The sequence below is a fragment of the Sulfidibacter corallicola genome (genome assembly GCF_017498545.1).
GTDB classification, from domain to species: domain Bacteria; phylum Acidobacteriota; class Holophagae; order Acanthopleuribacterales; family Acanthopleuribacteraceae; genus Sulfidibacter; species Sulfidibacter corallicola.
The window spans coordinates 9,751,028-9,768,091 of record NZ_CP071793.1; the positions used below are offsets into that span (position 1 = coordinate 9,751,028).

11 protein-coding genes are annotated in these 17,064 nt (G+C 59.1%); 4 read left to right on the plus strand and 7 right to left on the minus strand.

The window, feature by feature from the left end:
• Positions 1–7: 7 nt before the first annotated feature.
• The 3 genes from J3U87_RS29575 to J3U87_RS29585 all read right to left on the minus strand — a co-directional run bounded on the left by J3U87_RS29575 (position 8) and on the right by J3U87_RS29585 (position 6,900).
• A complete protein-coding gene (locus tag J3U87_RS29575) occupies positions 8–1,909 on the minus strand; it encodes an RAMP superfamily CRISPR-associated protein (RefSeq protein ID WP_237379397.1) in 1,902 nt (633 codons plus the stop codon).
• The gene (locus J3U87_RS29580) at positions 1,890–3,686 is read right to left on the minus strand and encodes a hypothetical protein (RefSeq protein ID WP_237379398.1); all 1,797 of its coding nucleotides are present in this window, start codon (positions 3,684–3,686) and stop codon (positions 1,890–1,892) included. The genes J3U87_RS29575 and J3U87_RS29580 overlap by 20 nt, the downstream gene beginning before the upstream one ends.
• Before the next feature lie 184 nt (positions 3,687–3,870).
• Positions 3,871–6,900 (minus strand): serine/threonine-protein kinase, encoded by a 3,030-nt coding sequence (locus tag J3U87_RS29585; protein WP_237379399.1) that lies wholly within the window; start codon positions 6,898–6,900, stop codon positions 3,871–3,873.
• Positions 6,901–7,395: 495 nt separating this feature from the next.
• On the opposite strand from J3U87_RS29585, the gene J3U87_RS29590 reads away from it, so the two are divergent.
• From J3U87_RS29590 to rpsD, 4 genes are all read left to right on the plus strand, one after another.
• The gene (locus tag J3U87_RS29590) at positions 7,396–9,066 is read left to right on the plus strand and encodes a hypothetical protein (RefSeq protein WP_237379400.1); all 1,671 of its coding nucleotides are present in this window, start codon (positions 7,396–7,398) and stop codon (positions 9,064–9,066) included.
• A 147-nt stretch (positions 9,067–9,213) separates the two neighbouring features.
• Positions 9,214–10,539: a tRNA (N(6)-L-threonylcarbamoyladenosine(37)-C(2))-methylthiotransferase MtaB gene (gene mtaB, locus J3U87_RS29595; RefSeq protein ID WP_237379401.1), complete on the plus strand. Its 1,326-nt coding sequence runs from the start codon at positions 9,214–9,216 to the stop codon at positions 10,537–10,539.
• Between the two features lie 139 nt (positions 10,540–10,678).
• Complete coding sequence (locus tag J3U87_RS29600) at positions 10,679–12,832, plus strand: ATP-binding protein (protein WP_237379402.1); 2,154 nt, start codon at positions 10,679–10,681, stop codon at positions 12,830–12,832.
• 155 nt (positions 12,833–12,987) lie between these two features.
• Positions 12,988–13,614: a 30S ribosomal protein S4 gene (rpsD, locus tag J3U87_RS29605; protein WP_237379403.1), complete on the plus strand. Its 627-nt coding sequence runs from the start codon at positions 12,988–12,990 to the stop codon at positions 13,612–13,614.
• Positions 13,615–14,134: 520 nt separating this feature from the next.
• On the opposite strand, the gene J3U87_RS29610 is transcribed toward rpsD, so the two are convergent.
• The 4 genes from J3U87_RS29610 to J3U87_RS29625 form a co-directional block, all read right to left on the minus strand.
• Positions 14,135–14,527, minus strand: coding sequence for a nuclear transport factor 2 family protein (locus J3U87_RS29610; RefSeq protein WP_237379404.1), 393 nt, complete (start codon positions 14,525–14,527; stop codon positions 14,135–14,137).
• A gap of 136 nt (positions 14,528–14,663) precedes the next feature.
• Positions 14,664–15,881, minus strand: a complete 1,218-nt coding sequence (locus J3U87_RS29615) for an ABC transporter substrate-binding protein (RefSeq protein ID WP_237379405.1) — start codon at positions 15,879–15,881, stop codon at positions 14,664–14,666.
• Between the two features lie 323 nt (positions 15,882–16,204).
• Positions 16,205–16,903: a RibD family protein gene (locus tag J3U87_RS29620; RefSeq protein WP_237379406.1), complete on the minus strand. Its 699-nt coding sequence runs from the start codon at positions 16,901–16,903 to the stop codon at positions 16,205–16,207.
• A complete protein-coding gene (locus J3U87_RS29625; protein WP_237379407.1) occupies positions 16,896–17,048 on the minus strand; it encodes a lipoprotein in 153 nt (50 codons plus the stop codon). Before J3U87_RS29625 ends, J3U87_RS29620 begins: the two co-directional genes overlap by 8 nt.
• Positions 17,049–17,064 lie beyond the last annotated feature (16 nt).

A 17,064-nucleotide genomic window follows, 5' to 3' on the forward strand; every position in this document is an offset into this window, starting at 1 on the left:
CGTACAGTCACGATGACACCTCCTCGAATAATTCGAATCTTCCACAACCGCTCTCGGTCGCTTTTCCGATACCGTTTCGCACCACGGGCAACGCCTCTGTAACCAAGGTTTCCAAGGCCTGGGGCTCGATCTCGTAGACGTAGACACTGCCCGCGGCAATGGCGGAGAAAAGCGTCTTCTGAGGACCTTCATTCGCGGTGCGCGCGTTTTTTGGTTTCTGGTTGTAGCCACCGACGACTTCACGGCTCACAAATTGAGTTGTCAATCTGGCTTCGGGCCAGCGGTGCAAGGGGTGCTGCTCGGAACCTTCTGAAACGAATGCACTACGCGCCACCAGAGCCAAGAGCATCCGCGGATTTGCGATTTTGGCCTTGTCCAAACCGACTTTGTCGGCCAGTTGGCCGCAGCGCTTGCGGACCCGCTTGGTGAGCCGGCGAACCTGGCCGGCCGGATCTCCAAATGGTGCATCGCCTAGGAACACCAGTGATATCGCCATGCGGCCCATGCCATGCGCGCGCCCGGCTCCGATGTACACCGGCACCTCGGTCACCTTGGCGAGAAGCCGAGCCGACGAAGGTCGAAGCCCTGAGATGGTGGCGCGAAAGGAAACACGCCTCTCCGATTCTCTCGTTCCGAACGGGTTTTCCATCCATGGCTCCACCTGTTCCTTGGTGAATAATTGGTGATTTTCGGCAGTGCCTGAAAAGCGATTGAGTGACACTCGGGTTCGCGCCCGTCGAACGATACCGTGTGCGCGGCGAGCTGGCAGCGAATCGGGCCGGTATCGATCCCAAGTTGGGGCCAGCCATCGACCACGACCCTTCAGTTCCCTGTTCACAAATACTCTGGCCAGTTCGTCCACCAAAAAATCCCTGGCTAGGTTGACACCGGAACGACTCGAGACACGCAGCTCTCGGACGGTTGCGGGACGAATGCTCGGTTCATGGTCCAAATCCCCCTGGGTCGGATCGACGAGCGGCAACGCATCACCAAAACGAGCCGGATCCTGCAAAAAGAGTTGTGTGAATTCATCCGATTCTGCTGTGGTCCGTTTCCCGTCGAGCAGAGCCCAGGCAATGGCTCCCCGCAAAGTCGAACCATGAATGAAAGTATGGGTCGCGTGGTGGTTCCCAATGGGCCTGCCTTTGCCGAAACAGGCAGGTTCCAACATGGTACAGGTGATCAGAGCCCGCGAGCTGGTCGAGGGATCGTTGCGGTATCCCCTATCCGACCAATGGTTGACCCTGTTCGAGGATTCCTCTGCGTCGATCCAATGGATGGTGACTTGCCCGCCGCCCGTGCCCTTGCTTCCACCGATGGCACCGGTCGAAGTGACCGCGGCTCGCAAAATGCGCAATTCATCATTGGTCAACCCCTCGTGTTCCAACGTGGCACGAAACAGCAGTGGTTCGCGCGATGCTCCGACCTCATGGTTGAAGAACAACTTGCGTGTTTCGGCACTGCCGGTGTAGGCGTCCAGCGTTACGCCGGCACGCGTCCGCATACGCGCCGCAGCCTCTTTGGGATCGACGGGAAGCGCATCCGTAAAACGGAGCCGCCCCTGATGGGAGTTCTCCAAATCACCGTCAACTGGGCTATTTCCAAAGAGTCGCGCCACCAGATCGGTGGGGTGCGACGGCTCGGCGTCCGCTGCAGCCATTTTGTCGAAAGACTCGGATCCCCCTATGTCTGCGGCCCGAATCAGAGGTGGACTGATGTCAAGTCCAGCCCCCCGCAACAGCGCTTCCGTTTGGATACGAATCGCACCACGCAGGGCCGTTCCAGGGATGTAAGGCACATCCAAACCTTGGATCCGGCGGTGAATCGTGGTGCGGTTCGCTTCGCCATCGGCACACTTTCCCCCGGCAATCATCAGGAATCCGTGCAATTCAATGTCGAGCTGGACCATGGTTGACTCCTTTCCGAGTTGCTTCGTTCGTGAGGAAGGGCAGCAATTGCACGACATCGCCGACCCAGGTTCCCCACGCGTTTTCACCCAAATGAGGCTGTCGGCTGACCAGGAAGCTCTCCAAATCGGCGAAACCTTCACGATCGAATCCCCTTGCTTCGAACAGAGCGGAATAGCTAGATCGATTTCGGGCGATTTGATAGCAGGCGTAATTCAGGAAAACGTCTTTTCCATCCGCAGTCCCTTTTTGCAACCCAACCAATTGAGATTTGGACAACTTCGAAAGTCCATGGCGCACCATGTCGATGCATTGGCCAAATTCATCCAGGGTGTAGGGGCGATTCGTGCCAAAGAAATGCGGGTCGGCCGTGCGCGTGGCCATGTTTCGAGTCGCGTCGAAATCGTGACCGAAAAAGCCGTCATTGGTGACGACCTCGAAGTCCAGGGCTGAGATACAGGCATCGGGTTGGGCGTAGTAGCGCCGTTTGGCACTCGCTTGAAGGGACCTGGCCAAGTCGTATTGGTAACGAACGGGATATTTGCTGTTGCACAGGACCAACCCGATGCCAACCGATAGCCCTTCGATGCCATTCCTTCGCAGCAGCCCGCGCAGGGTAGAAGAAGTATGATCTGTCAACCATGCAGGAATCTGGCAACAGACGTCCACGGCCATCTCGGCGGGAAGCATCCAGATTTTCTCGTCACCGCCCCCTAACAGGCTCAAGGGAAGTGAATTACCAGCTCGTTCTTCTCCTTTTTGATGGGCGAAGTATGATTTGACGCGCTGATCCACCTTTTCGAATAATTCGGCCACCGCAAGAGCCGCATCCCGGATCTCTCGAAGGCATTCGAGTTTGCCGAAGAAACGACCCATCGCGTTGCCGTCCGCATAGATAAACCCGATATATTGCGGTTTTCCGCCCAAGGAATCTTCCGGATCGAGCAGGTCATTGACACTCACGCCCCGAATGCTCCTGGCACCTACGACATAGCGACGGTGGCACGGCCCACAGAGGCTGCCCTCGTATTTTTCGGTAACCTCGACCTCGCCGGCTCGGAGCCCGCAAGATTTGCAACGCGCCACTTTTCCCATCACCGGAGGAGCGTTCATCCCACTGCGGTTCTTGAGCGAACGGAGCTGGTCCTGGAGGCGTGCCATGAGCGCCTGTGTTCCTGAAACGAGGCGATAATCACCTTCGGAACGAAGGGTCGCTGGTTCACCTACAAAATCGAGCGGTGACACTTCCAAAAAAGTGGTCGTCACCGAGAGTGCGCTCGCGGTGGTCTCGGCGAACAGTTTCTCGATTTGGCTGCATATCGTTTCGGGGAGGGTGGAGCCCAGGGGGTTCGGCACCAAAAGCAGCCCCTCACCTCCGCTGGAGAACACCACGTATCGCCCGAAATGCGGGTGATTCTGGATATGTTCGTTGAGTCCTTTGAGCAATTCGGAAGCGCCACAGAGGATCGGGGGACTGTAGGACTCGAAAACATAGCCTCCGATGCGGTCCGCATCGAAACGGATCAATGCGAGGGGTCGGGAATGGTTCCACGCTTTCATGGCCTGACGCAAACCGGTGCGTGACCCCTGTCCGGTGACGACCGCATCGACCCACGCATCCGGGATTTCGGAAAGGTCGAGCCCTTCGGATAGGGATCGACGCACGAGGTAGGGCAAATCACCGGAACGATCGTTTGTGCTCGGTTTCATAACGTATCCTTTCCATCGCTGAAATCGTGCTGGAGCGATGTTTTGAATAACAAAAGGCCGTTCAACCAAGCGGGTTCATTCTTTTTTGGATTTTTTTCTAATTTACAGAAAAGCAGGTGCCACTGCGCAAGCAACTCACCCACAGTCGACCAACGCGGTGGATCCAGGTAGCCATCACCCAGTTCATTTGCCGCAGAAGTCGTTGAGAATCGCCATACCTGAACCGAAGCGGGTCGCTTGCGAGCGCGCGCCTTCAGCGGATGGGGCTGTACTTGGCCGCCAGCTCCGACCGACCGGTTGCCTGGTAGAGCTCGGCCAACGTCTCGCCGATCTTCTCGCGGAAGGGACCCGCCATCGGCACCGCCTCCAGGCCTCGGTGCACCTCGACCAGGAGTGACTCCGCCTCCTCGAAACGTCCCAATCGGTAGTAACACTGTCCCTTCAGCCCCTTGAGCTTGAGCACGCGGTAATGCGTCGGTGGGTAGATCTTTTCGAGCAAGGGCAGGGTGCGTTCCATCACTTGCTGCGCCTCGGACATGCGGCCGTGATCCAACAACATCTGGGCCAGCGAGGTTCGGAAGACCTGCGTCATCGGATGCGCCTCCCCCAGCAGCTCGACCTGGCGTCGCAGGGCTTCGCGTTGGATCCGCACCGCCTCCGCCACATCGCCGGAAACCCAGTGGCAATTGGCCAGCCCGGAGTAGACGTGAATCAACGCGGCGTTGCGGGTGGCGCCGATCCGCTCGCCGATGTCGATGGCCCGCTGAAAGTATTGAATGGCGCCGTCCATGTCCCGCTTTCTCAGCGCCATCGCACCGAGCGAATTGAGGGAGTTGATCAAGGCGGGATGATCGGGACCCAATACCCGCTCGCGAATCGCCAAGACGCGATCCATGTCCGCCAACGCCTTGTCGATTTGGCCCATGTGGTAATAGGCCAGGCCCCGGTTGGAGAGGGCCGAGATGACGGTGGGATGATCCAGGCCATGGATCTTCTCGACGACCTCGAATGCCTCGGCCAAAAACCGCGTGCCTTCCTCGAATCGCTGAGTGTCCATGTAGAGTTCTCCCAGGTTGTTCAGCACCCCGGCCGTCTTCATGTTGGCCTCGCCCAACGATACCCGAAAGGAGGCGAGCGCACTGCGCATCAGGCGTTCGGCTTCCTCGTATTGACCGCGCTCCGACAAGATGGTGGCCAGGTTGTTTTGGGCGGTCGCGCGCTCGGGATGGTGCTCGGGAAACAAGGTCTCCCCGATCGCCAATGCCTCGCGATAGGCGGATTCGGCGCGGTCCAGGTCGTTCAACTGGCGGTAGGTCAGGCCCTTCTGGTTCAACATCGAGACAAAACCGGGGTGTCGGCTCATCCCCGCGGCCCGATAGATTTCGAGGCCGCGGTCGAATCGCTCGATGGCCTCGTCGCGACGGGTCAGGGCGTTGAGAACCTTCCCCACGACCATCATCGCCTCGGCCACGGGGATCGCCTCGGGCCCCAGGTGGGTGCGCCGCAACGTCAACACTTCCTCCGCCAAAACGAGGGCTTCCTCGTATTCGGCTACCTCCCGCAAATAATAGTTTCGGGTCGCCAGCAGGTCCGCGACCTGAAGCGGATCGGCGATCTCGCCCGCACGCACCCACCGAACCAGGGTTTGGGTCAGCCGATCGGCCTCTTCGAAGTGACCGAGCTTGCACTGGATACTGGCGAGCTCCGCGATCGATTGGGCCAGCTCGGGGGGCGGTGCAGCCTGCGACTCCTGGTACTGGCGCCATTCGCGCAGCGACGCCTCGGCCTCCCCATACCGACCCAAGGCATGATGAACCTTGCCCAGCACCGCCAACATGTTGGCGCGCACATCGGGCTGATCGGCCAATTCGGTCTGGATCGTCCGCTGACCGCGCTCCAACAGCTCCCGTGCCGTAACCTCGCGGCCCTGCGAGATTTCGGGATCGGAGGTCTCGAACAGGCCGATGAGAAAATCGGAGATCTGACGGTTGGTCTCTTTTTCGCGCCGAGCGATGTCGCGCTCGTTGCGGGCCTGGTTCCAAAGCGCCGTCATGGCCAGTGCAAACCCCAGGATCAACAGCAAAAAACTGCCGCCGACACCGGCCAAGACCCGGTTGCGCCGCAGAAACCGATCGGTCCGGTACCGAAGGGTCCGGGAACGCGCCGCGACGGGTTCTTGTGCCAAGAAGTGGCGCAGATCCTGGGCGAAGGCCTCGACGGAGGCGTAGCGATCCGCCGGTGATTTGGCCAAGGCCTTGGCCAGCACGCAGTCGAGATCTCCCTGGAGATAGGTCTTCAGCTTTTTGGGCGTGGTGCTCCTGGCCGCGGCAACCTGGGCCGAGACGGTGCATTGGCTGGCGGGCTGGGGCTCGCTCGTGGCCAGGGTGCGAAACATGTCGAACGTCGGCTGACCGGTGATCTCGATGGGCCTGGCCCCCGTGAGCAGCCGGTAAAGCAGACCGCCCAGCGCGTAGATATCGGTCGCCACCGTGATGCGACCCCCCAGCAACTGTTCCGGAGCGGCGAATTCGGGCGTCATCAACTTGTCGACGACGCTGGTTTCCTGGGCCTGGCGATCCCCCAAGACCCGCGCGATCCCGAAGTCAAGCAACTTGGCCCGGCCGTCGGCCGTGACGAGGATGTTGGTGGGCTTGATGTCGCGATGGATGACCAGGTTGGCGTGGGCGTATTGCACCGCGTCGCAGATCTGCAGGAACAGTGTCAGCCGTTGGCGGGGGGAGAGCCGGTGCTCGTCGGCATAGACGTGGAGCGGGAGCGCATCCAGGTACTCCATGATGAAGTAGGGCAGACCGTCTTGTGTGATTCCGCTGTCGTAGAGCGCGGCGATGTGAGGGTGATCGAGCCGGCCCAAAATCGACAGCTCTCCGCGGAACAACTCGATGTCCCGGTCGGTGTGGAGGCCGTGGGCCATGAGCTTGAGCGCCACCTGGCGAGAATACTGACCGTCGTCGCGCTCGGCCAGGTAGACCCGGCCCATCCCCCCGCGACCCAGCTCCGCGATGGTGCGGTAGGGACCGAATCGACGGCCGATGCGTTCGCCCTCGTCTTCGCCGAACAGGGCCGCCATTTCCGATTGCACCATCTGGGTGATCTCGAGGTAGGCGTCGGCGGTGGTGTTGAGCCGCAACAGGTCCTCGACGGCATGGCGCACGAGCGGTTGGTCCTTGCAGACCTCGTCCAGGAAAGCGACCCGATCGGCCGGATCCCGGTCCAGCGCCCGCTCCAGGATCGGATTCACCTTGGCCAAGAGTTCCAGATCCATATGCGTGGTCCCTCCCGATTGTCGTGGCGACGCCGGTACCGCGGTATTCGCTCATGATAAGGATAATCCCGGCCACACGACCACGTCGCTGGAGAAAGGACACCATTCGTCGTCGCAAGTGGGAGAAGAAAACCGAGCCCGCCCCGCGGCAGGTCGGCGCACCGTCGGCCCTGTGCCCTACCCTTCCTACCTGCTACGTAGTGACACCGCAACAGTTACAGGTGTGTTTGCCGGAGTGACGATCGGCCGCAGGGAACCTCGGTAAAACCGGCGCATCGGCCCGTAACCCGCCTGGCCAAGTTTATATAACGTGCTCATTAACAACAGATTAACGCGGCCATATCGGTTTCACCGGCGAATGGCGTATTTGTTGCCCAAAGCGGTTACCAGAGACCGCCTCATTGGCAGCCGGTTGGCCTTGTCGGTCAAAACCCCGAGTACGATGTGCTGCCTCGATTCCTGGTCACCCCAATTACATGTGAGGAGACTTCCCCTATGCAGATACATGAAGAAAACCAGTTGTTTCTCACTGCCATCACACGACTCGACGCCAATCTCGCCAACCATATCAGGCAATTGAACTGGGGTCATCTCAACAGTTTTCCTCGAGAGATTCGATGGAAATTTTGCTCGACCCTGAACAAGAATATCTGGGAAGAGGCCATATATTCTCGGACCTTGATCGATTTGGATCCAAGTTGTGGCCTTTCCAGCCAGGTCATCGCCGCGATTAAAAAGCGGGGCCATGAGTTTTTCTACGGCGAGAACTGCCTCTTCAAAGAAGACAACCTCGCCCATCTCGCGCGACTGCAGCCCGGCGATCGTTGGCGGTTCATTCGTCTTCTGGTTCCCTGGGGGCTGGATGGAACGTCCAATGGTTTCGAAATGATCAAAACGACGCTGTCCTTGAGTAATCTCAGGAGCGCCTTTCATGTACACCTGGATGTCCCAAGTCGGTTGGAATCCTTCAAAGGTACCCTGACGCGAATCATGAGAGAGGTACGCGGTCGCCATGACACCGCGATCCAGCAGGAGATGGAAAGCAAGAAGGCCCAGAACAACCTCGCCAGACACATGGTGGTCGGGATTCTCGGCTCGGTCTTCCCCAATTTCGTGACGATTCCGTTGCTGCACGTGCTCAATGCGCATTCCGGTCAGTGGTTCAAAACGTCGGGCAAAGATTCGACCGAAGAGGGACTCAACATCGAAGCCGATGGCAAAGGTGGATATAAGTTGGTCGCCAAGCCCAACACACCGGGAAAAGGAGATCACGGCACAGCTACCGGGCAAATTCTCGCCGAGGGTTGGACACGGACATTCAATGCTTCGGCCGGCGTGGTGGTTGCCCCGTTTCACGAACGGCTTCAAAAGAAAATACAGGACGGTTTTGCCTCGTGGGAAAAACACGGTGCCGGCAATCAGGACATTTTCAACAACCTGGAAATGCTTTCCGAGCGCATCATCGTGGCAATCGCCGATGCCTACGCGGAAGCGACGCGCGAATACCTGGACCAATGGGAAAACGATGCATTTCTGGCCCAAGAGCTGTGTGAGCGGGTGGTGATGGTCAACGATTACAACGGCCACACCAATCCATATGGGATGGACCTGGCCTCGACCATGCTGGGCTACATCAAAAGAAACCCCGACAATTACATGCCTCCGCCCATCGAAATTCCCCGGCTGGACGCTGAACAGATCGCCGTCATCACGGACTCGCTAAAAAAGCTGATCCTGTGGCAATGGTTCCGGGAAAACCGATTCTATTTCGTGCATCGCGGTGGGGACATCCGCGATCCCTATGATCTGGAGGCGAAGCACGAAATTGGAAGCGGTCCCCTGTACAAATATTTGCAGGAGCTGAACATCGTCGAGCCGAGAGAGAGCTACGTACTTCGCCGACCCGGAAAAAGCCGCGATCATTACGAACACGATTTCCTGCAAAGAAACCCTGCAGGTGAGCGCGAAGAGGTGCCGCTTCGGACGGGGCACCGAAACATGGGAGACCATTCCACCAAGGATCTGCTCAGCGAATGGGCCTCCCGAAAAAGTATCGGAACTTTCTATCTCCAAAACGCATTACAACATTTAGTGCCAAGCAGTGTTTCCCCCGAAGCGCGAACGTTGATCGTCAGGCAGAGCCGGAGAGTTCACCACGGCGTATGATCCGCTCGAACCCTGCAGACCGGGGCGGACACCACCGACCCGGTACCGAACCGGGTATCGCTCATGAGGCACTTGACGCACAGAATCATGTATAATGACAGGTTTGCGCGCCTTCGCCGTGCGGTCAGTTCAGTGTCAGGGGTTCTCATGAGCGAGCAGGTCCAACCCACATTCGCCTTTCACACCATGGGTTGCAAACTCAATTACTACGACTCGGAGGTCATGGCTTCCGAACTCCAGGGCGCGGGCTTCAGCCGTTGCCGCGAATGGATGGACGCCGACCTGGTGATCCTCAACACCTGCACCGTCACCAACAAGAGCGATGCGGAATCGCGCAACCTGATCCGCAAGTTCCGCAAGAACAACCCGAACGGGTTCCTGGTGGTCACCGGCTGCTACGCCCAGGCCAAAACCGACGACCTTCGCGCCATGGAAGAGATCGACCTGGTGACCACCAACGTCGACAAATACAATGTGGCCCCGATCGTCTCGGCCTACCGCGGCGCGGGCCGGGTATCCGAAGAACCGCACGACATCATGGAAAAACGGCCCGCCGAGTTTCGCCTGCTGGACCGCTTCGAGGCCAAGACCCGCGCTTTCGTCAAGATCCAGGACGGCTGCAATCTGCGCTGCGCCTACTGCATCATTCCCTACGTGCGCGGCAACAATCGCTCGATTCCGATTCCCGACGTGCTCTCCCAGTTCCGCCTGTTGGCCGAAAACGGCATTCGCGAGGTGGTCCTGACCGGCATCCACATCGGCACCTGGGGCCGCGATTTCCGCCCGCGCAAACACGTGACCGACCTGCTGCGGGCCTTCGAGGAAACCGACCTGGACCTGTGGGTACGCATCTCCTCGCTGGACTCGCCCGAGATCCCCGACGAGATGATCGACCTGATCGCGGCCAGCGAACGCATCGTCCCCCACCTGCACATCCCGCTTCAGGCCGGCGACGACCGCACCCTGCGCCGCATGCGCCGCATCTACAAGACCGGGCAGTACCGCGACCGGGTGGAAAAACTGCGCGAGGCCATGCCCGACATCTGTCTCGGTGCGGACGTCATCGTCGGCTTCCCTGGCGAAACCGAGGAGGAGTTCGAGAGCACGGTCGCCTTCCTCGAATCGATTCCCATGGACTACCTGCACGTCTTCCCGTACTCCAACCGCACCGGCACCGCCGCCTCGAAATTCGGCGAACAGGTCAACGGCCGCATCTCGCGCAATCGAGGGCGCCTGCTGCGGGAATTCTCGGAACGGCGCAAACGCGAGCACTACGCGCGACACGTGGGTCAGACCCGCCAAGCCATCGTGGTCAACAAACCGCTCGGCGGACGAACGCGGTCGGCCCTGACCGACAACTACATCGAGGTACCGCTCGATGCGCCCGAATCGCTGGTCGGTCAGCGCGTGGAAGTCACCATCGGCAAGGAAGTCCTGAACCGCTGGGACGCACCGATCCCCTGGGCGGTCTAGGAGATGCCTCGACAATCGGGGCTCGCCGTGGGCTGAGACCTCGCCCCGGTTGCCACGGCCTGCCAAGCCCGCTAAAGTAATTTTTGTGTACGCGTACACTTTATAAGTCGCGTCACCACCACCCACATCACGAGGCGCCATGGATCGCCGCTGGCTCAACCTGCTGTTCACCTTTTTGTTGCTGATGATCGCGGTGCTGTTTTGGCACCTGTTCGTCTACGCCAAGACGACCGCCGCCGCCAGTCTGATCATCAACATCCTCAAACCCCTGAACATTCTGCTGTTCTTGGTGTTGTTCTTCGTCATCTCGCGCAACCTGGTCAAGCTGTACCTGGGCCGCAAATCGCGCACCACCGGCTTTCGCCTGCGCACCAAGCTGATCCTGTCGATCCTGCCACTCACCCTGGCGCCCGGCCTGATCATCTTCTTCCTGGCCACCCGCTTTCTGGACGACATCCTGGTCAACCTGGTCATCGACACCAACGTGGGCAAAATCATCAACAACAGCGAAGCCCTGAGTCGCGAGTACCTGGCCGAAATCCAGAAACTCCACCTCAAACACGGGCCCAAGATCCTTCAGCTCCATCGCGAGGGCGGCGAGCGCGACATCCGCACCTATTTGGACGACTTCTCGCTGCAGGGTGCCGAACTGTACCGCGACGGTTCGCTGGAAAGCCGGGTGTTCGCCAGCGACTTCCCGCCGGACCTACAAATCCGCGCGGAGGAAACGGCGGGGCCCGACCGCTTTTTCGATATCGAGCACATCGATGCCGGCCTGGACGAAAACGAGCAACGCCAGGAGCCGGCCCTCTACCGCGACGGCCTGCTGATCACGCGCTTTCGCCATGTGGAAGGCAACCGGGCGGTGCACCTGGTCTACAGCAAGCAGACCCCGTTCACCGCGCGATTCCTCTATATCCGCGACAGCTACGCCTTCCTGCGCCACTCCCAAAAGGAAACCGACGAAGTGCGCGGCCTCAACAATTCCATCCTGCTGGTCACCACCATGGTCGTCATCTTCCTGGGGATCTGGATCGGCATGGCCTTCTCCAAGAACTTCATGTCGGCGTTCAACGTGCTCATCAGTGCCGCAGAAAAGGTCAGCAGCGGCAACCTGGACACCCAAATCACGCTGCAAACCGGGGACGAGCTGGACAACGTCGCCGGCGCCTTCAACTCCATGACCCGCACGCTGAAACGCAATCGCGAGGAACTGCAACAGAAGACCACGGATTTGGAGGCGATCAACGCCGAGCTGCACGGGCACATCCAATACAGCCAAACCATTTTGGAGAAATCCAGTGCGGGCCTGATGTCCACGGACGAACACGGCAAGGTGCAAACCTTCAATCCGGCCGCCTGCGACATCCTCGACGTGGCGCAACTGGTCGAGGGTACGCTGCTTTCCGAGGTCCTGGACGACAAGCGCCATCGGGCCCTGCTGGATCGCTGGCACGAGCACCAGAACAAAGCGTTCGCCACGGTGACCGCCCAGTTGGAAATCCCGGATCGGCATCACCTGAAACACAACACCGTGTCGGTCACCATCGTGGCCCTCAAGAACGAAAAGACCCGTTACGGCTCGCTCCTGGTCCTGGAAGACCTGACCCAGTTGGTCAACGCCCAGAAGGTGGCGGCCTGGCGCGAGGTGGCCAAGCGCATCGCCCACGAGATCAAGAACCCGCTCACGCCGATCCAGTTGAGCATTCAACGCATCCAGCGCAAGGCCGAGCAGGACAAACCCGATCTCAAGAAGGCGATCGCCTCGGCCTACGAAACGATCATGAGCGAAACCAATTTGCTCAAGGACCTGGTGAACGAGTTTTCCACCTTCGCCAAACTGCCCAGTCCGGTAAAGAAGGACACCCGCCTCGAAGAGCTGATCCGCAGCGTCTGTGAAACCTACGATCCGGTCTATCCCGATTTGAACGTGGTGCCCGACCTGCCCGGGGACGGCCCGGTGGAGATGCGTTGCGACGCGGCCCAGATCCGCCAGGTCCTCAACAACCTGATCCAAAACGCCGCACAGGCCTCCAGGGAACCCGGTGACATTCGCGTCTGTCTGCGTCGCAACGGGCGGACCGTCACGCTCAGCGTCATCGACCAGGGTGTCGGGGTGCCCGCCCACGACAAGGACAAGCTCTTCATTCCCTATTTCTCCAAATCACCCAAGGGCACCGGGCTGGGGCTGGCGATCGTCAAACGCATCGTCGAAGACCACGACGGGTCCATTCGCATCGAGGACAACCAGCCGCGCGGCACGCGCATGATCATCGATCTCCCCGTGGTGTAGAAGCGCGAATCGGGCATCGCCGGCGGGTGGGTGCAAAACATCGGCGCATGCTCGATTTCGGGGTGGTCGAGAGGTTTACACTCGTGGTATAAACGGTGTTCTGTGCGTTCGACCAAGTTCGACGCCACTTGATAAGGAAAAAAGGGAGATTCCGCATGGCTAATTACACGGGACCCAAAGCGCGCATGATGCGCCGGTTCCAAGAAGTATATTTCCGGTCACCGAAGTATCACGGCATCCAGGAGCGTCGTCCGAACCCTCCGGGTCAGCATGGTCCCAAAACGCGTCGCGGCAAAAAGTCCGAGTTTGGTAAGCGTTTGGAAGAGAAGCAGAAGCTTCGCTTCCGCTACAACATTCTCGAGAAACAAATGCGCCGTTACGTCAAACGCGCCTTCAACAGCAAGGGCGTTTCCGGTCACGTATTGCTTCAACTGTTGGAGCGCCGTCTGGACAACATGGTTTACCGTCTCGGCTTCGCCAGCACCATTTGGGCTGCACGCCAGTTGGTGAATCACGGTCACGTCCTCATCAACGGCAAGAAGGTCGACATTCCTTCTTATGAAGTTCGCGTCGACGAGGTCATCAGCCTCAAAGAAAAAATGACGCAGAACGCGCAGATCCAACAGTCCCTGGACTACTGCCCGATCTCCATGGTTCCGCCGTACATCGAGTCCGACCGCGAAAAATTTGCCGGTAAGCTGGTAGCGATTCCCGAACGCGACCAGATCCCGGAAAAAATCGACGAACAACTGATCGTCGAATACTACTCCAAGTACGTGTAATTCCACATCTTCTACTTTTTTCCGAATACGCTTTACAAAAAGCGCGGCTGCATGAAAGGGATCCGAATCCGGATCCCTTTTTTTCGTTCTTTTTGGAGGGAGATATCTCCATAGGAGCGGGGATCTTTATCGTAGGATTTTTTATTACCACCGAGTTCGCAGAGTTCACGGAGAAAAGCACCAAGACTGGGGAAAACGACATCACCCAAGCGGGAAAAAGGCTCGGGCGGTTTCCATGAAGCTCACCGAGGAGTCGAACCAGAAGGCCATAAGCCATAAACCATTTAAATCATGACGTTTAAAAAGCGCCAAGGTCACTCGCAAACATTCAGTCTATTTTTTTCATAAGTTCAGCGCTATGAACAAAAGTCTGTATAATTTTCTGAAAACCCAAACTTAAAATACTATTAGTTCATAACCAAACAATTTACATTAAATACGGTATCACTCCGTTTCCTCTGTGACCTCAGTGGTGAAAATCCGCAGTCACACCAGCCTGAATGGAACCCCGTCATTCTGCTTAGGCCAGGTCGGGATCCACCGGAGGTGCCGCCATGGTGCCTTGGTGGAAGCACATTTGCCAGGAACCCTCGCCGGATTTGCGCCAAACCGAACTGCGCAGCGAAACCCGAACCTCTCCCGATGGCGACCGCCGCGTGCAGCGATAGGTGGTCAACACCACGTTTTCCGCCAAGCGCTTGGCGATGAAGTCGCTGATGAAACGGGCGACACCCGGTTCTTCCTCTTCCGACACCACGTCGTCGATGATTTCCGCCCGTTGCCACACCCGCCCGGAACTGCCGAACTCCACGAAATCCTCCGCCAGCAGTGCGCCGAGCCTGGCCGCCGAACCACGAACCTCCGAAACCAAATGGCTCTCTTCCAACTTCCGTATTTCCGCGGTTACATCCATATCCACAACACCTGAACTCAAAATGGTGGGCACCCGTCGTCCCTTTCACCGCGACCTTTCACTCATAAAAAGACCGAAGCGCGACAGTTCCCACCAATATATTTAATTTCAACAAGTTACGCAATGCCTAAGGGTTTTACCGAAAACGCTCGACAAATTCCTCGCACAGCCTGGCGCGGTACTCCATGGCCAGGCCGCCGGCATAGGAACTGATCCCCATCGGACGCACCACACCGCCCATGGTCTGGATCGCGGTAAAACGATCCACCCAGACGCGAGGCAACGCTTCCATGTCCAGAACCGTTTCGTCGCCCCATACGTTCGGTTTCAACTTTTCCAGTTGGGCTTCCTTGGAAAGCAGGAAGTTCAGGGTGACCAGGGCACCGGCCACGGCATGGGAATCGCGGGCGACACTGAGGTAATGGGCACACTGGGCCGCAGGACAGGGCCAGACCCGACACTCGCTGGATTGCGGGAATTCGCCGCGCAAAATATGGCCCTGTGCCTCGGACAGGTTTCCGGCGAGTGTGATGTCGACCTCGCCACGGGCGTACAGGTCGTGAAGTTCCGCCATGTTCTTGGGGAACATGCGCCCTTCCTGCCACAAAAACGGCTTCAATTCCTCGAAGAAGTGCCACATCTTGTCGCTCACGGCCTCGTAACGATCGGCATCGAAGTCACCGGATACCGCGGGCGGACCGCCGGCCATATCGACCAGCCAGGCGTGCATCAGGCGCATGCCCAGTGGGCTCGTGTCGAAGGTGAACCGGCCGGGATTGGCGCGAATCCAGGCGGCCAGCTCGGCGCGCCCCGAGGGGGGCTCCGGAACCCGGTCGCGGTTGTACACCATGGTCAGGTGACCGTGCCCCCAAGGCACCGCGTAGCCGTTCATCGCATTCTGGCAATCGAGCTTCTTCAGGTACTGCGGCCAGTTGATCAGGGCCGCGTTGGGTAACTTGGTACCGATCGGGCCGCCCAACACATCTCGTTCCTTGAGGTAGCGGAAGGTATCGACGCTGGTCCAAAGCAGGTCCGCCTCGATACGGGCACCCTCTCCGCGACTGCGCGCCAGCAGGGCCTCGCGCAAATCGAACGCGTCGTGCCGAGTAATCTCCAAACGCACCCCGTAGCGCGTCTTCATTTGAGGCGCGACAAACTCTTCCAAATACCGAATCACCTGCCGATCGCTGCGCCACACGCTGAAGCGAACGACCTGCCCCAAAGCCTCCGCCTCGATCTCCTCCCACATCATGGCATGTACCGATTTGGGTTTGGGGTCGACGGGTTCGCGAGCACATCTGGGTAGCATGCCGCTCAATGTCAAAAGGAACACGATGAAAAGGTGTTTTTTCATGAAATCACTTGAATACAGGGCGTTTTGGCAGACGCCACCGGGCCTTCTCCGTCCGGCCCATGGGCGAGCGTCGTTTCTACTTTGCCATAACATTGACCATGGGAGCAGCATTCCCACCATTCTCAGGTTTCCGGTATTGACGACTAAAAGCCGGTTAAGCAGCTACAAGCATTTGCCTTACAGAAACCGCCTTGGCAGTTGAGCTTGAACCGCAGGCCGCCGTCAAGGCTCGGTCGGGCCCGAAACGCCGGTGTGAGGACCGGGCTGGCGACCCATCGCTTCACGCGCTTCGAGCGCAATGAAGCCGGGTTCGTTCCGACCGATCAATCCGCGGTCCCGTCGCGCCGGGCGCGATAGGTCAGGTGCAGCTCGCCATCGACGTTCTGGCAGTCCTCGAGCACCCAATCGGCGCGCGGCACCAAACGCGGCCCACGACACAGGCTGGGCGCATCGATACCGCCCAAAACCACCGGCGCCAAGGTCAGGTAGAAGCGATCCACCAGGCCCCGCGACAACAACGCGTGAACCATGGTCCCCCCGCCCTCGGCGAGCACGCGCCGAATGCCGGCTTCGTACATGCGGGCGAGTCCAAATCGCAGGGCATCCTCCGATCCCGATTCGAACCAGGCGAGACCGAGGCCCTCCATCCGGGCACGAGTCGCCTCGTCGACGCGTTCGGTCAGGATGAACATCTCCTGTTGGCGCTCCGAAAAGTAACGGCTGTCCCAGGGCAGATTCAGGGAGCGGGTCAGGATGGCCACGGCGGGATGGGGCGGCTTGCCCTGCGCCGCGCGCGCGGCGGCCAGCTCCGGCGTCCGGATCAAAGGCGCCAATTCCTCTTGGCGCACGGTGTTGGCCCCCACCAAGAGCGCGTCCGATTCGGCACGCAGCCGGAACAGTTTTTCCCGATCGAATCGCGACGTGAAATTGGGCGCGGCACCCTCGTGTTCGGCAATCTTGCCATCGAGGGAAGTGGCCAGGCACAAATCGAGGCGAGGTCGCGGCGGATGGGTGTCAGGCATCGGCGGTCACTCCCGGCTGCACCACGTCGCTGTGGTGTTGGGGCAGATCGACCTGGGTTTCACGGGGCCGAGGCGGGCCCTTCTTTCCACAGGCGAGGGTCGACAAGGCGATGACGAGTAGAAGGAGCCCGAATTTTTTGTTCATTTCGACCTTTCGTGGC

Coding starts and splice junctions, on each gene's coding strand:
- J3U87_RS29575 (WP_237379397.1), bottom strand. CDS start 1,909: ATGGTCCAGCTCGACATTGAATTGCACGGATTCCTGATGATTGCCGGG.
- J3U87_RS29585 (WP_237379399.1), bottom strand. CDS start 6,900: ATGGATCTGGAACTCTTGGCCAAGGTGAATCCGATCCTGGAGCGGGCG.
- J3U87_RS29590 (WP_237379400.1), top strand. CDS start 7,396: ATGCAGATACATGAAGAAAACCAGTTGTTTCTCACTGCCATCACACGA.
- mtaB (WP_237379401.1), top strand. CDS start 9,214: ATGAGCGAGCAGGTCCAACCCACATTCGCCTTTCACACCATGGGTTGC.
- J3U87_RS29600 (WP_237379402.1), top strand. CDS start 10,679: ATGGATCGCCGCTGGCTCAACCTGCTGTTCACCTTTTTGTTGCTGATG.
- rpsD (WP_237379403.1), top strand. CDS start 12,988: ATGGCTAATTACACGGGACCCAAAGCGCGCATGATGCGCCGGTTCCAA.
- J3U87_RS29610 (WP_237379404.1), bottom strand. CDS start 14,527: ATGGATGTAACCGCGGAAATACGGAAGTTGGAAGAGAGCCATTTGGTT.
- J3U87_RS29615 (WP_237379405.1), bottom strand. CDS start 15,881: ATGAAAAAACACCTTTTCATCGTGTTCCTTTTGACATTGAGCGGCATG.
- J3U87_RS29620 (WP_237379406.1), bottom strand. CDS start 16,903: ATGCCTGACACCCATCCGCCGCGACCTCGCCTCGATTTGTGCCTGGCC.
- J3U87_RS29625 (WP_237379407.1), bottom strand. CDS start 17,048: ATGAACAAAAAATTCGGGCTCCTTCTACTCGTCATCGCCTTGTCGACC.